Source organism: Gordonia sp. NPDC127522, from assembly GCF_042672305.1.
GTDB lineage: Bacteria > Actinomycetota > Actinomycetes > Mycobacteriales > Mycobacteriaceae > Gordonia > Gordonia hongkongensis.
In genome coordinates this window covers 167,249-181,432 of sequence record NZ_JBHXVK010000005.1, presented here as the reverse complement: position 1 = coordinate 181,432, position 14,184 = coordinate 167,249, and the positions used below count along the sequence as shown (strand labels likewise).

Below are 14,184 nucleotides of genomic sequence, written 5' to 3'. Positions count from 1 at the left end.
CGCGAAGCCGATCACATGGGACGATCGAGGAGTGAGTCGAATGGAGGTCGAGCCGGTCCCGAAACTGGTGCGCCGCGACGGCGGCCGCGTCGTCGCCGGTGTCGCCGGCGGACTGGCCGATCATCTCGGGGTCGAGGTCTTCCGCGTGCGGATCGTCTTCGTGGTCCTGGCCGCGCTGGCCGGCGCCGGGGTCGCCGCCTACGGGCTGCTGTGGTTCTTCTGCCCGCAGGGCGACGACACCGCGTCACCGGCACCGGGTGAGCGTCGTCAATCCCTCGGTCTGGCGATGGTCGGACTGGTGGCCATGGGCGTGGTCGGATTCGCGGCGTCGGGGACCCCGGCGGAATACCTCATCCCGTTCGTCTTCATCGCGTTGGGCGCCGCCCTGGTGTGGCGCGAGTTCGACACATCCCCCCGGGCACCCCGCACCCCGCTGCGGACCTGGACGCGGTTGATCGGCGGGGTCGCGCTCGTCGTCGGTGGCCTCGTGGTCGTGGTGGTGGCCGGGGATCGCAGCTTCGGCGGTCTCAATTCCACGATCCTCGCGGTCGGGGCGACCCTGATCGGCGTCGTCCTGTTGACCGTGCCCCTGTGGATGCGGATGCTGCGCACCATCAACGAGGAGCGCTCGGCCCGGATTCGCAACGCCGAGCGCGAGGAGATCGCCTCGCATCTGCATGACTCGGTCCTGCAGACCCTGGCCCTGATCCAGAAGAAGGCGGGCCGCCCCGAGGAGGTGGCACGCCTGGCGCGGAGTCAGGAACGCGAGCTGCGGGCCTGGCTGTTCGGCGACCCGGCCACCGAACGCGGCTCGCTCGCGGCGGCACTGCGGAGTGTCGGCGCCGAGGTCGAGGACGCCTACGGTATCGAGGTGGAGATCATCACCGTCGGCGATCTGCGTCCGGACAACACCCGGGACGCCAAACGCTGGTCGGCTCTCGTCGGGGCCACCCGCGAGGCGCTGGTCAACGCCGCCAAGCACTCCGGTGAACGCACCGTGGACGTGTACGGCGAGATCACCGACGACGAGGTCGAGGTGTATGTCCGTGACCGGGGTACCGGGTTCGACCCTGACACCGTCGACGACGACCGTCAGGGCATCTCCCGGTCGATCCGCGCCCGCGTGGAGAGGATGGGCGGGCGCGTGCGGATCACGTCGACCCCCGGGCGGGGGACGAACGTGGGTCTGATGATGCCGCGTGGTGACGGGGGATCGGGATCGATCGACGAGAGAGCGGACGACACCCGACGCTCTGCCGAGGAGACCGTCGACGCGGTCGCCCCGACCGACAACAGGAAGGCACGATGACGCCGAGTTCCCCGAGTTCCGACCCGGCCGGTACAGGTCCGGTCACCGTCTATCTCGTCGACGACCATGCGGTCTTCCGCTCCGGGGTCCGTGCCGAACTGGCCGACGAGCCGGGCCTGCGCGTCGTCGGCGAGGCGGGCACCGTACCCGAGGCGATCGACGGGATCGTCGCGACGGCTCCGCATGTGGTCCTGCTCGACGTGCACATGCCGGCCGGCGGCGGGGTGGCGGTCCTGCGCGGGGTGCTCGATCGACTCGGATCGAACGGAACAGGTTCGAATGCAACGGGTTCGACTGCAACGGGTTCGACACCGCCGGTCTTCCTGGCCCTGAGCGTGTCGGACGCGGCCGAGGATGTCATCGCGACCATCCGGGCCGGTGCCCGCGGTTACGTGACCAAGACCATCGCGGGCCCGGAACTCGCCGACGCGGTCCGCCGGGTCGCCGACGGCGACGCGGTGTTCAGCCCACGTCTCGCGGGTTTCGTCCTCGACTCGTTCACCGGGAAGTCCTCGGCACCCGAACCGCCGCTCGACCCCGAACTCGACTCGCTGACCAGGCGCGAACTGGAGGTGTTGCGTCTGCTCGCGCGCGGGTACACCTATCGGGAGATCGCCGAGGAGCTGTTCATCTCGATCAAGACGGTCGAGACACATGCGTCGAACGTCCTGCGGAAGACCCAGCAGTCCAACCGCAACGCCCTCACCCGATGGGCGGCCACCCGTCACATCGGCTGACCGCAGCGGCGCCGGCTCAGCGCAACAGCGCGATCGCGAGTACGACGACGACCGCGAGCACGGCGAAGAACACGAAGATCGACACCGCCAGTGCCGTGCTCGACGTGCCCGGCGCCGGCGGACCGGGGTTCGGTTGCCGGTGTTCGGATGAGTACTTCTGGGAGGCGGGCGGTCTCGGCGTCGACGACAGTGGTTGCGGCGTCGACATCAGGGTCGGGGACATGCCGCGACGTGTGTCCGGAAGGTCGCGGGAGCCGCGATCGGCGGACATCGTCGGGGCGTATGGGGGCAGGGTGACACCGGCCGGACGATGCGAACCGGTCGTCGACGACCGGCCGGCGCGCTGTGACCAGGCCGGCGTGCCCGCTCCGGGCCGGGTGATGAGGCCGGTCAGGACCTGGTCGCGGGTGCCTCGGGAACCGGCCGCGAACGCGGTGAGCATGTCTCGTGCCTGACTCATCGTCGGGCGTTTGGTCGGGCTCGGTTCCAGGAGGCGCAGCAGGATCGGCTCGAGCTCGGCGGCATTCCGCATGGGATTGATACGTGCGCGTGCGACCTTGTGCAGCAAGGCGATCGAGTTGTCGTCGACACCGAACGGCGGCTGACCCTCCACCATCGTGTAGACGGTCGCGCCCAGCGAGTAGACGTCCGAGGCTTCCTGCGGATCGGCGCCGCGCGCGACCTCGGGGGCGAAATACGCAGGCGTTCCGGTGATCACGCCGGTCTGGGTGAGAGTGACATCGTCCTTCGCCCGCGAGATCCCGAAGTCGGTGATCTTGACCAGACCGGTCTGCCGTCCGCCCTCGGCGATGAGGATGTTGCCGGGCTTGATGTCGCGGTGCACGATCCCCGCGGCGTGGGCCTCGACCATCGCATCGGCCACCTGGGCGCCGATCTGGGCGGCCTCGGCGGGCGCGAGAGTCTTTGTGGCGTGCAAGATCTGGGCCACGCTGCGGGAGGGTAGGTATTCCATGACCAGCCAGGGTTCGCCCCGGTCGAGGGCGACATCGTGCATGGCGATCGCATTGCGGTGGGAGAGCTTTGCGGCGATCCGCCCCTCCCGCATGGCCCGCTTGCGCACGTTGTCGGCGGAGTCCTCGGTGAGGCCCTCGGTGGAGACGACCTGCTTGACGGCGACGTCACGGTCGAGGAGTTGGTCGCGGGCGAGCCACACGGTTCCCATGCCGCCGCCGCCGATGCGCGACCTCAGACGGTACCGGCCGGCCACCAGGTACTGGGGACCCGGCGCATGGTGGGTTCCGGCGGTCGTCGACATACGGAGATGATAGCGGCGAGGTCGACGCCGCGGGCACCGCACTTGACAGCCGTCTCGTACGTATGTTCGACTCCCATCATGCGATGGTCGGATCAGGCGGTCGAGGTCGACGACGGGTCGCTCCCGGGGCTGAGCCGCTCGGGCCTGGTGCGGTCGGTGCGTACGCCCGATTTCGAGGGTGTCACATTCCACGAGGTGCTGGCCAAGAGTGCGCTCAACCGCGTGCCGGAGGCCTCGCAGCTCCCGTTCCAGTTCACGGTCAACACCTTTCGCGGGTGCACGCATGCCTGCCGCTACTGTTTCGCCCGTCCGACGCACGAGTATCTCGACCTCGACGCGGGCACCGATTTCGACACCCAGGTCGTGGTGAAGCTCAACGTCGCGGCGGTGTTGCGCAAGGAGCTCAAGCGCCGGTCGTGGACCCGGGAGACGGTGGCGCTGGGCACCAACACGGACCCGTATCAGCGTGCCGAGGGGCGGTACCGACTCATGCCCGGCGTGATCTCCGCGCTCGCCGAGTCCCGTACGCCGTTCTCCATCCTGACCAAGGGCACCTTGATCCGTCGGGATCTTCCGCTGTTGCGTCAGGCTGCGGGGGAGGTCTCGGTCAGCGTCGGGATCTCGCTGGCGATCCTCGATCAGGACCTGCAGAAGAAGATCGAACCGGGGACGCCGTCGCCCCAGGCGCGACTGTCGGTGATCCGCGATCTCGCCGATGCCGGCATCGCGCCGCATGTGATGGTGGCCCCCGTCATCCCGTACCTCACGGATTCGACCGCACATCTCGACTCGTTGCTCGAGGCCCTTGCCGAGGCGGGCGCGTCGGGTGTGACCGCGTTCCCGATGCATCTGCGGTCCTCCACCAAGCCGTGGTTCCTCGAGTGGCTGGCGGAGGAGCATCCGGCGCTCATCCGCCGGTACCGAGGGCTCTACGGGCGTGGCGCCTATGTCACCCCGGAGTACTCCTCGTGGCTGCGTGACCGGATGAAGCCGCTCGTGCACCGGCATGGCCTGGCCGGTTCCGGCGGTCTCCGCCAATCGGGTCCCGACTCGCCGGCGACGGTGGCCGCGCCCGAGCTGCAGCACGCCCTCACCCTGTTCTGACCCGTGCCGTCCTGACCGCGCCCCTGAGCTGGGCGGATTCGGCGTGTATGCGAACATCCCTTGCTGCGCAACGGCTTTCGGCTTCAGTTGACGCTTGTCGGTGGTTGGTTCTACTCTCGAATAATCGAAACGGTGTTCGAATGATCGGCGGACGAGGGGCCTCCCTCGGGATCGTTCGGGAACTGTGTCGAGAACCCTGATGGCGCGCACCTTCCCGGCTCGCTCGAGAACTACTCATGTCGACTGGAGGGTGCCGGAATGGATGTCTCTGCTGGTGTGGCCGTGACCGATACGGCGGCCGGTGGCCGGGCCGACGAGCTGGCGGGTCTGCGTCGGCGGATGGCGGCCATGTCCGGTCGGCCCGACCAGCGGGTGGTCGAGGTCCGAGACCGGTCGGTGGGTGTCCTCCCCGTGCCGGAATCGTTGTCGGACATCTTGCCGCACAACGGCATTCCTCGAGGGTCGGTGGCCCGGCTCGACGGCGCCCGTTCGGTGCTGATCGCGATGATCGCTTCGGTGACCCGTGCGGGTGGACAGGTGGGGATCGTCGGGTTGCGCCGGTTGAGTCTGCTGCCCGCGGCGGAGATGGGCGCCGACCTGTCCCGTATCGCCACCATCCCCGATCCCGGTCCCGACCCGGTCGAGGTGGCAGCGGTGCTGCTCGACGGTATGGACCTGGTGATCCTGGACCTGGGGAGCGGCGGCGAGGGGGCTCGCCCGCGGAACGAGATGGTGACCCCCTCGCGTGCCCGGGTGGTCATGGGCCGTGTGCGCAAGCAGTCGTCGGTGCTGCTGGTGACCGGTGGCGCATGGCCGGGTGCGCAACTGGCCATCGAGGCCCGTGTCCTCACCTACCGGCACAGTCCGGTCCTGCCCGGCCGGTCTGCTCCCGCCTCCCGCGCAGCCGGTCTCGACTCCGCACGCAGCGGCTACGGCCGTATCGGCGGGATGCGGCTGCAGGTCACGGTGTCGGGCCGCGGCCGGCAATCCGAGAGCACCGAGGTCGAACTCCGGGCGACGGGCCACGGTGCCGATCGCACGGTCGAGATGGTCGCGGCGACGACTGTCTCCCCGGTGCTCGCGGTGGCGAACTGATGCCCTCCGGAGAGCCGGGGTCCCGGCGTATCCTCGCGCTCTGGTGCCCGGACTGGCCGGCGATGGCCGCTGCGGCCGAGGCGGATCTGCCCCCGCTGCATCCGGTCGCGGTGCTGTCGGCGAATCGGGTGGTGGCCTGTTCGGCCTCGGCACGGGCCGCCGGTGTGCGGCGGGGGATGCGGAAGCGACAGGCGCAGGCGGCGTGCACGGAGATGACCGTGGTCGCCGCCGACGAGAACCGGGACGGACGGCTGTTCGAACCGGTGGTCGCCGCGGTCGCCGAGGTGATCCCCGCCCTCGAAGTGCTCCGGCCGGGTCTCCTGGTGATCGCCGGCGACCGTGCCGCCCGCTACTTCGGCGGGATGGAGGCCCTCGCGGAGGAGCTCGTCGACGTGGTGTCGGCGTGCGGCATCGAGTCGCAGGTCGGCATCGCCGACGAGATCTTCACCGCCGTCCTCGCCGCCCGGCACGGGCATCAGGTGGAGCCCGGGGGTGACCGGGAGTATCTCGCCGGGCGCCCCGTCGCCGACCTCGCCGTCGAACCCAGCATGAGCGATCCGTCCCGTGCCGATCTCGTGGAGTTGCTGCGCCGGCTGGGGATCGGCACGATCGGCGCGTTCGCCGACATGTCCGTCACCGACGTCGCCACCCGGTTCGCCCGGGATGCGGTCGTCGCGCACCGGCTGGCCAATGCGCTGCCGGGGCGTGTCCCGTCGTCATGTGGTGTGCCGGCCGAACTCGACGTCGACCACACCTGCGACCCGCCGGTCGACCGCATCGACGTCGCGGCGTTCATCGGTCGCACCCTCGCCGACGTGCTGCACCGACGCCTGCGTGATGCCGCGGTGGCCTGCACGCGACTCACCATCATCGCGACCACCGAACGCGGACAACAGCATTCGCGGACCTGGCGATGTGCCCAACCGCTGACGCCGGAGACAACCGCGGATCGTATCCGATGGCAACTCGAGGGGTGGCTGACCGGCGCGGCGCGGCCCACCTCCCCGCGGGTCGAGCCGCGCGCAGCGAGGAGCAGTGCCCGACCCGACTCGCCGATCGTCCGGCTGCGGCTCGAACCGGTCGAGGTCGTCGAGGCCGGGGCCCTGCACTATCAGCTCACCGACGATCTCTCCCGTGGCGGGCTGGCCGGTGAACCGGATGTGGAGGAGCGCGCCCGGCGTTCGCTGGTGCGGATACAGGGGCTGCTGGGCGGGGATGCGGTCCGTATTCCCGTGCTGAGCGGTGGTCGTGGACCCGCCGAACGGATCACCATGGTCTCACTGGGCGACGAGCCGGTGCCGCGCCGGGATCCGTCGGCGCCATGGCCCGGACGCCTGCCACAACCCAGCCCGACGGTGCTGGTGGAGACCGCGATCCACGTGCTCGACGCCGTGGGGCAACCGGTGAAGGTGACCGATCGCGGGGCCTTCACCGCCGAACCGGTGACCGTCGCGCTGGCCTCGTCCCGGGCGCGCCGGTCGAGTTGGGGTCTGTGCTGGTGGGCCGGGCCCTGGCCGGCCGGAGGCGCCGACCGGCCCGCCGGGGCCTCGGTACCGACCGGAGCCGCCGAGACCGGACTGACCGCGCGGGCGCAGGTGCTGCTCGACGATTCGCGCGCCCTGCTGCTGTGCTACCGCGCCGGGGAGTGGATCGTCGAAGGTGTCTACGAGTGACTGCGTCCCGCGGAGTGGCCTTCGAGAAGAAACGCCGCGACCGAAAGCGTGCGAGTTCGCCCCGAAGATGCCACTCTCGACGCATGGCACGTACCTGGTTGTCGGTCACCGTGGAATTGCTCGGTGGTCGTGGAATTGATTTGTGGCCCTGGCCCGGAAGGGTTTTCGCGGTCGGACCGGCGCACACGTTCAAGGATCTGGCGACCGCCATCGATGACGCGTTCGCTCGATGGGATCGTTCCCATCTGTCGCTTTTCACCCTGGACGACGGCAGGGTGGTCGCCGACGCCGCGCTCGGTGCCGACCTGGCCGGTGGTATCGGCGGCCCGATCTCCGAGCCCGTGGACATCGCCACGGCCAAGGTCGCCGCGTTCGCAGCGACAGGCTCCGAGTTCCAGTACACCTTCGATGTCGGCGACGAGTGGACCCATCGGTGCGTCGTGGGAGATCTGAAGGTCGACCCGGTGGACGTGTTGGGCATCAAGCCGAAAGCGCCGCTGGCGTACTTCGGCTGGGGCGACATCCCGGATCAGTACGGTCGACGGACGGCCGATGGGGACGACGAGACGCCACCACGCCCCACCGTTCCTCATCCGATGCTCGTCGGCCAGTGGCCCGCGCAGAAGGAGATACGCGAACTCGATCTGGGCGAGGTACGCGGGTCGATCGCGTCGTCGGATGCCGATCGATTCCTGGATGCCGTCATCGGATGCGATCTGCACGACGCACTCCAGCAGGTCGGCCCCGGGGTACCGATGGCACTGCAGAAGCGCCGCGAGCGAGCCGAACCGGTGGCCGTGTCGATCGTCGAACAACTCAACCGACGGGGAGAGGCCGGCGACGCCGAACTCGCCGAGGAACTACTCGCGAGCCTGCGCGGGGAACCCGCGCCGGGGCGGCCGATCGCGGTGGATCTCGAGATGCTCAGCGACGAGATGGAGGGTGATCCGAACCGGTCCACCGGCGGACTCATCGACCTGAGCACCGGCTTCGTGTACAACGACGAGATGCTCGACCCGGGCGTGCTCGATGAGGAGATCGACGTCGAGGAGGACCCGGACCGCTGGCTGCGCTTCGACTGCATCGGTTCGCGCGACAGCTGGCGGGACATGGCCGATTTCGCCACGCGCACCACCGATCCCGACCTGCGAAACCGGCTGGAGCGCGCGATCGAGGGACGAGGTGCGTTCCGCAGGTTCCGGGACGTCGTCCACGAAGCGGGTGTGAGTCAGCAGTGGTACGCGTTCTCCACCGACCGCAAGTTCGGACGGGCACGCAAATTCCTGGTCCGGCAAGGAATCCGACCCGTCTGAGTCAGCTGTTGCGCCCCCGCGCGATGACCGGCCATCGGCTGTCCGAGCCGTCGATCGCCACCAGTTCGTCGACGAGATTGACCGCAGTGCAGACGTGGTTCGGCACCACCCGGATCACGTCGCCCAACCGGAGGGCCGACGTCGATTCCGCCGGGAACTCCACCACCGCATGATGTTCGGACAACTGCACGAGGCGGGCGTCGGGGTGATCGAGGAGGCGTCCGTGGCCGGTCGCCCAGGCGGCTCGGTCGGCGCCGAGGATCTTGCTGCCCGCGTCGAGGACGATCCGTCCGGGTTCGCTCCGCACCACGGTCGCCACCGCAGTCAGTGCGACGTCGTCGAATCCGCAGGTGCCGATCTCGACCTGCTGGGCGTCGTTGAGGGGATACACGCCCGGACGGATCTCGGTGAGCACGCCCGCATACGCGGGGTCGCCGACGAATTCGACGGTCGGTGTGGACCCGCCGCTGCGCACCCGCGGATCGATGCCCTGCGCTCGGAGACTCTCCGCCGCCGTACGGAGTGCCGCCACCTCCTGTTCTGCGGCGCGCCGGCGGGTGTCGCCGACGCCGTAGCCGTGGCCGGGGAAGGTGAAGACGCCGACGACGTCGAGCCCCGCTGACACGCCCGCCGTCGCGACGTCTCCGGCGTCCCCCGGTGCGGTCCCGGTGCGGTGTTGTCCGGAGTCGACCTCGACGAGTGCCTCGATCCGCTGCCCGCCGAGCAGCGCCCCGAGATGCCGTGCGCCCTCCGCCGAGTCGACACCCACCCGTAGCGACACCCGGTCCGCGAGGGCGCGCAACCGGGCGGCTTTCGCCGGGGTCGGCCAGATGGGATAGGCGATGAAGATGTCCGTGCACGAGGTGATGTCGGCGGCGTCGGCGAAGGCCTCGGCCTCGCCGATGGTGGCAACCGCCAGCCCCGTGGCACCGGAATCGATCTGCATCCGCGCGATCTCGGCGCACTTGTGGGTCTTCGCATGCGGCCGGAACCCGACGCCCGCCGATCGCGCGCGGTCGGCGAGCACCGCGAGGTTGCGCGTCATGCGGTCGACGTCGACCTCGAGATACGGGGTGTCGATCACGCTTCCCGCCCGCCGGCGTCACGACCCGAACGGCCCAGCGCCGCTGCCGATTCGCCGAAGACCAGGTATTCCTGGTGCAGGATGCGGGTGGTCAGTCCGGGGGTGACGCGGTGCCCGATCTCGGCGACGAGCCCGACCAGCGAGTCGACGCGCTTGGGTCGATCGATGATCGCGTGCAGCACGCGCGCCGCGGCCCGGTCCACGTTCCAGGCCCCGGGCTGGTTGTCGTAGACCTCGGTGGGCGCGATCATCCGCGTCTTCACCAGGGGGAGGCGGACATTGGAGAAGGTCACATGATCGGACACCGTCTCGGTGCCGGTGACGTCGCTGAAGGCCTCCAAGGCGGCCTTCGACGCCGCGTAGGCACCGAACCGCGGGCCGCGCGACTGCACCGCGATCGAGGTCACGTTCACCACATGACCCGCCTGCCGGGCGATCATGTGCGGCAGCAGTCCGAGGACGAGGTTCACCGCACCGAAGTAGTTGACCGCCATCACCCGGTGGTAGTCGTGAGACCGGTCCACCGAGTTGACCGTGGCACGACGGATCGACCGGCCGGCATTGTTGACCAGGACGTCCACGTGACCGTGCGCGGCCAGCACGGTCTTGACGAGCGCATTGACCGATTCCTCGTCGGTGATGTCGCACTGGTATGCGGTCACCTGACCGGGCGGGATGCTCTTCTTGCTCGTCGTCGAGCTCAATTCCTCGGTCGCCGATTCGAGTTCATCGGCGTTGCGGGCGACGATGAGGACGTTGGCCCCGCGTGCGACGCACATCCGTGCGGTGGCCTTGCCGATTCCGCTCGACCCGCCGGTGATGAGGACGTTCTTGCCGACGAGTGGCCCGCGCGGATCGGTGCGCCGGTTGCGCGACCGGTCGAGGTGTCGTGACCAGTAGGTCCACAGGCGCGGGGCGTAGTCGGCGAAGTCGGGCACGGTGATGCCGAGGTCACCCAGGACCGCCACGGTGGTGTCGGCGCGGAAGTCGACCGGCAGCGTCACCGCGTCGAGTACTGCCCCGGGGATGCCCTGCTGAGCGGCGACGAGGTTGCGTCCGACGCGCGCGATCCCCATGCCGGACAACGTCATCACGGGTTCCACCGCAGCCCGTGGGATGGCGTCGAACCCCTTCGGCGCCTTGAACGCCGGTGCCAGCGCGTTGTACATCTCGGTGGTGGTGAGCGACTTCGGGTCGCTGAGATGGAACACCAGTCCGCTGCGCGTGGGGTTCACGCCGAGGAGAGCGACCATCGCGGCGGCGACGTAGTCGACCGGCACGATGTTGAGCGTCCCGAGATCGGGCATCGGCAGTCGCAGGATCGAGGGCAGTCGGCCGAGCGCCGCGAGGTGGCCGAAGAAGTAGTAGGGACCGTCGATCTTGTCCATCTCGCCGGTGCGCGAGTCGCCGACCACGATCGACGGCCGGTAGACGCGCCAGCGGAGTCCCTCACGTTCGCGCACGACGCGTTCGGCCTCGAACTTGGTGCGATGGTAGGGAGTCGGAAAGCCTTGTCCGACTTCGAAGTCCATCTCGGTGAAACGCCCGCGGTGGTCACCGGCCACGGCGATCGAGGAGACGTGGTGGAACAGCGCGTCGTGCGCGATCGCGAAGTCGGCGGCGCGCGAGGTCCCGACGACGTTGGCGGCGCGCTGTGACTCCGCGTCGGCGGCCATGTCGTAGATCGCCGCGAGGTGGATGACGTGATCGATCGCGGGGACGGTGTCCGGTGCGATACCGAGTCCCGGGGCGGTCAGGTCGCCGACCACGGGTGTCACGCGGTCGCCCGCGTCGAGGTCGTCGAGCATGGTGAGGAACGCCGCGCGCGAGGTCTCGCGTACCAGTGCGTGGATGGTGGCGTCGGGAGCGACGGTCAGGAGACGCTCGAGTACGCGTCGCCCGATGAATCCGCTGCCCCCGGTGATGAAGTAGCTCGTCATGGAAGAGATCCCATCAGATGGGCGGGCCGACGGCCCGCTGGCTGTCCTCGGCCCGCGGGCCGAGGATCTGTCTGGTACTCAGAGTGACACTAACTTGCGGCGATGGCAACGATCACGCGCGCGGCGTCGCGCGCCCGTATGCGTCGATCGTGCGTCTCATTCCGTCGACTGTGCGTTCGATCCCGTCGATTGTGCACCGCGATCGCCCGACCAGGCCGACCTCCGGAGCAGGCGCGCGCCGTTGAGCGCGACGAGCACGGTCGAACCCTCGTGCCCGGCCACCGCCAAGGGGAGCGGGAGGGTGCCGATGAGATCCCAGGTCACGAGGGTGAGGATCACGGTGGCTGCGATGCACAGATTGGCGATGACGTAGCGGCGGGCGAAGCGGGACAGCCGTATCAGCGCGGGGACCGCGGTGAGATCGTCACGCACGATGATCGCGTCGGCGGTCTGCACCGCGAGGTCCGCACCGCGGCGACCCATCGCGATGCCGGTCCCGGCCGCCATGAGCGCCGGTGCGTCGTTGATGCCGTCGCCGACCACGAGTACATGTCCCTCGATCTCGCCGACGATCCGGACCTTGTCCTCGGGCAGCAGGTCGGCGTGTACCTCGCGGATTCCGGTCCGGTCGGCGACATCGGCGGCGACCGACGGCCGGTCGCCGGTCAGCAGCAGGACCGAACCCGACGTGATGTCGCCGATCAGCCGCACCGCCTCGGCGGCGTCGTCCCGCAGGCGGTCGACGAGTTCGATCCGGCCGATCTCCCGCCCGTCGACGAATACGCCGACCATCGTCCCGGCCGAATCGGCGACGGTGCGCTCGACGGTGACGCGGTGCCCGCCGACCGCGCCCGTCACCCCCCGTCCGGGAAGCGCCCGGAAACCCTCCACTGCCCCGACGCGCAGTCCGCGGTCGTCGGCGGCTGCGACAATCGCGCGACCGAGGGGATGCTCGCTGGGGTACTCGACCGCCGCGGCCAGCGCCAACACCTGTGACGGGTCGTGACCGTCGAACGCCGTCACGTCGACGACCTGCGGGCGTCCCTCGGTGAGGGTGCCGGTCTTGTCGAAGGCGACGACCGAGGTCCGTCCCACCGACTCCATCACCGCGGCGGACTTGACGAGGACGCCGTGACGACCGGCATTGGCGATCGACGCGAGCAGCGGAGGCATCGTCGACAGGACGACGGCGCAGGGTGAGGCGACGATCATGAACACGATGGCACGAAGCAGCGCCTCGTCGAAGGTGTTGCCGAACAACATCATCGGGATGCCCAGCACCAGCAGGGTGGCGACGACGACGATCACGGAGTACGTCTGCTCGACCTTCTCGATGAAGAGTTGGGTCGGCGCCTTCGTCTCGGATGCCTCCGCGACGAGCGTCGCGATGCGGGCGATGACCGACTCCGACGCCGGACGGGCGACCTCGACGATCAGTGCGCCGGTGCCGTTGACGGTGCCGGACAGCACGTCGTCGCCCGACGCTCGCACGACCGGGATCGACTCGCCGGTCACGGCCTGCTGGTCGACCTCGCTGCGGCCGTCGACGACGACGCCGTCCGCGCCCACCCGTTCACCCGGACGGACGAGGATGCGCTGGCCGACTTCGAGTTCGCGGCAGTCGATCTCGCGTGTCGTGCCGTCGGGGGCGTACAGGGTGGCCCGTTCGGGGGCCAGTCCGAGCAGGGCGGTCACCGAATCGGCGGTGCGCTGGGTGACGACGACCTCTAGAGCTCCCGAGGTCGCGAAGATCACGATCAGCAGCGCGCCGTCGAAGACCTGCCCGATCGACGCGGCGGCGACGGCGGCGACGATCATCAGCAGATCGACGTCGAGTCGTCGTTCCCGCAGTTCCTGCAGGCCCGATCGGGTCGGTTCCCATCCGCCGGCCAGATAGCACGCGAGATATGCGGTCCACCAGGACCATTCGGGCGCCTCGCAGATCTGGAGCAGCCAGCCCGCGAGGAACAGTGCCAGCGCGAGGCCCGCCCAGCGCACCTCGGGTAGCCGAAGTCCTGTCCGGAAGATCGACGGCGGGGTGCTCCCGCGGTCGGCTCCCGCGCGCGTCATGTCACCGGCCGTTCGTTCCGTCGTCTCCGTCGTACCCATCGTGTCTCCCGTCTGTCGTCGACCCTCCTGCTGGTTGAGCCGGCACCGAGGGCGAGCGAGGCGCCGAGTCGAAGCCACTCGCCGACAACCACCTGTTAGACAGTAACAGTTCATATGAAGAGGTTTTCATGTGATGTCCAACCGGTAGCATCCGCTGAATGGGACACGGCATCGACGAAGGGATGCGGCCGGCTGCGCGGCTCGATCCGGAATCGGCCGTGCACGTCGCCACCACCCTGCAGGCGCTGGCGACTCCGAGCCGGTTGCTCATCCTCACGGAATTGCGGTCCGGACCGCGCTCGGTGACCGATCTCGCTGACGCCGTCGGCATGGAGCAGTCCGCGGTCTCCCATCAGCTCCGGTTGCTCCGCAACCTCGGGCTGGTCACCGGCACCCGGTCGGGTCGGTCGATCAGTTACAGCCTCTATGACAGCCATGTCGCCCAGCTGCTCGACGAGGCGGTCTATCACAGCGAACACCTGCGTCTCGGGCTCGCCGAGCGTCCGCAATCGGCGGGTTGATCCGACGGCACCGAAAGGCATCG

Annotated in this window: 11 protein-coding genes; 7 read left to right on the top strand and 4 right to left on the bottom strand. The window is 69.3% G+C overall.

Annotated elements, in window-relative coordinates; translation table 11 throughout:
- The first annotated feature begins 40 nt into the window (after nt 1-40).
- On the top strand, nt 41-1,309 hold the full coding sequence (locus ACFVHY_RS12445; RefSeq protein ID WP_390272244.1) for a PspC domain-containing protein: 1,269 nt from the start codon (nt 41-43) through the stop codon (nt 1,307-1,309).
- Nucleotides 1,306-2,046 carry a LuxR C-terminal-related transcriptional regulator gene (locus ACFVHY_RS12440; protein WP_390272115.1) on the top strand — a complete coding sequence of 247 codons (741 nt, stop codon included), beginning with the start codon at nt 1,306-1,308 and terminating at the stop codon, nt 2,044-2,046. The genes ACFVHY_RS12445 and ACFVHY_RS12440 overlap by 4 nt, the downstream gene beginning before the upstream one ends.
- Nucleotides 2,047-2,062: 16 nt before the next feature.
- On the opposite strand, the gene ACFVHY_RS12435 is transcribed toward ACFVHY_RS12440, so the two are convergent.
- A complete protein-coding gene (locus ACFVHY_RS12435) occupies nt 2,063-3,322 on the bottom strand; it encodes a serine/threonine-protein kinase (protein ID WP_390272113.1) in 1,260 nt (419 codons plus the stop codon).
- A 78-nt stretch (nt 3,323-3,400) separates the two neighbouring features.
- Here ACFVHY_RS12435 and ACFVHY_RS12430 point away from each other — a divergent pair, with 78 nt between their 5' ends.
- From ACFVHY_RS12430 to ACFVHY_RS12415, 4 genes are all read left to right on the top strand, one after another.
- Complete coding sequence (locus ACFVHY_RS12430; RefSeq protein WP_058250682.1) at nt 3,401-4,426, top strand: Rv2578c family radical SAM protein; 1,026 nt, start codon at nt 3,401-3,403, stop codon at nt 4,424-4,426.
- Nucleotides 4,427-4,684: 258 nt separating this feature from the next.
- A complete protein-coding gene (locus ACFVHY_RS12425) occupies nt 4,685-5,521 on the top strand; it encodes a hypothetical protein (RefSeq protein WP_390272111.1) in 837 nt (278 codons plus the stop codon).
- Nucleotides 5,521-7,194 (top strand): DNA polymerase Y family protein, encoded by a 1,674-nt coding sequence (locus ACFVHY_RS12420; RefSeq protein WP_390272109.1) that lies wholly within the window; start codon nt 5,521-5,523, stop codon nt 7,192-7,194. Before ACFVHY_RS12425 ends, ACFVHY_RS12420 begins: the two co-directional genes overlap by 1 nt.
- Nucleotides 7,195-7,277: 83 nt before the next feature.
- Nucleotides 7,278-8,507, top strand: coding sequence for a UPF0158 family protein (locus ACFVHY_RS12415; protein ID WP_390272107.1), 1,230 nt, complete (start codon nt 7,278-7,280; stop codon nt 8,505-8,507).
- A gap of 1 nt (nt 8,508) precedes the next feature.
- Here the strand turns inward: ACFVHY_RS12415 and ACFVHY_RS12410 are convergent, their stop codons facing one another.
- From ACFVHY_RS12410 to ACFVHY_RS12400, 3 genes are all read right to left on the bottom strand, one after another.
- Nucleotides 8,509-9,591, bottom strand: coding sequence for an alanine racemase (locus ACFVHY_RS12410; protein WP_390272105.1), 1,083 nt, complete (start codon nt 9,589-9,591; stop codon nt 8,509-8,511).
- Nucleotides 9,588-11,531 carry an SDR family oxidoreductase gene (locus tag ACFVHY_RS12405; RefSeq protein WP_390272104.1) on the bottom strand — a complete coding sequence of 648 codons (1,944 nt, stop codon included), beginning with the start codon at nt 11,529-11,531 and terminating at the stop codon, nt 9,588-9,590. Before ACFVHY_RS12405 ends, ACFVHY_RS12410 begins: the two co-directional genes overlap by 4 nt.
- A 156-nt stretch (nt 11,532-11,687) precedes the next feature.
- Nucleotides 11,688-13,640 carry a heavy metal translocating P-type ATPase gene (locus tag ACFVHY_RS12400; RefSeq protein ID WP_390272102.1) on the bottom strand — a complete coding sequence of 651 codons (1,953 nt, stop codon included), beginning with the start codon at nt 13,638-13,640 and terminating at the stop codon, nt 11,688-11,690.
- A gap of 158 nt (nt 13,641-13,798) precedes the next feature.
- Between ACFVHY_RS12400 and ACFVHY_RS12395 the strand changes: the two genes are divergently transcribed.
- On the top strand, nt 13,799-14,161 hold the full coding sequence (locus ACFVHY_RS12395; protein WP_078112077.1) for a metalloregulator ArsR/SmtB family transcription factor: 363 nt from the start codon (nt 13,799-13,801) through the stop codon (nt 14,159-14,161).
- Nucleotides 14,162-14,184: the final 23 nt, after the last annotated feature.

What these genes read in the sequence shown, in the direction of transcription:
- ACFVHY_RS12445 (WP_390272244.1), top strand. Translation starts at nt 41, where the DNA reads ATGGAGGTCGAGCCGGTCCCGAAACTGGTGCGCCGCGACGGCGGCCGC.
- ACFVHY_RS12440 (WP_390272115.1), top strand. Translation starts at nt 1,306, where the DNA reads ATGACGCCGAGTTCCCCGAGTTCCGACCCGGCCGGTACAGGTCCGGTC.
- ACFVHY_RS12435 (WP_390272113.1), bottom strand. Translation starts at nt 3,322, where the DNA reads ATGTCGACGACCGCCGGAACCCACCATGCGCCGGGTCCCCAGTACCTG.
- ACFVHY_RS12430 (WP_058250682.1), top strand. Translation starts at nt 3,401, where the DNA reads ATGCGATGGTCGGATCAGGCGGTCGAGGTCGACGACGGGTCGCTCCCG.
- ACFVHY_RS12425 (WP_390272111.1), top strand. Translation starts at nt 4,685, where the DNA reads ATGGATGTCTCTGCTGGTGTGGCCGTGACCGATACGGCGGCCGGTGGC.
- ACFVHY_RS12420 (WP_390272109.1), top strand. Translation starts at nt 5,521, where the DNA reads ATGCCCTCCGGAGAGCCGGGGTCCCGGCGTATCCTCGCGCTCTGGTGC.
- ACFVHY_RS12415 (WP_390272107.1), top strand. Translation starts at nt 7,278, where the DNA reads ATGGCACGTACCTGGTTGTCGGTCACCGTGGAATTGCTCGGTGGTCGT.
- ACFVHY_RS12405 (WP_390272104.1), bottom strand. Translation starts at nt 11,531, where the DNA reads ATGACGAGCTACTTCATCACCGGGGGCAGCGGATTCATCGGGCGACGC.
- ACFVHY_RS12400 (WP_390272102.1), bottom strand. Translation starts at nt 13,640, where the DNA reads ATGGGTACGACGGAGACGACGGAACGAACGGCCGGTGACATGACGCGC.
- ACFVHY_RS12395 (WP_078112077.1), top strand. Translation starts at nt 13,799, where the DNA reads ATGGGACACGGCATCGACGAAGGGATGCGGCCGGCTGCGCGGCTCGAT.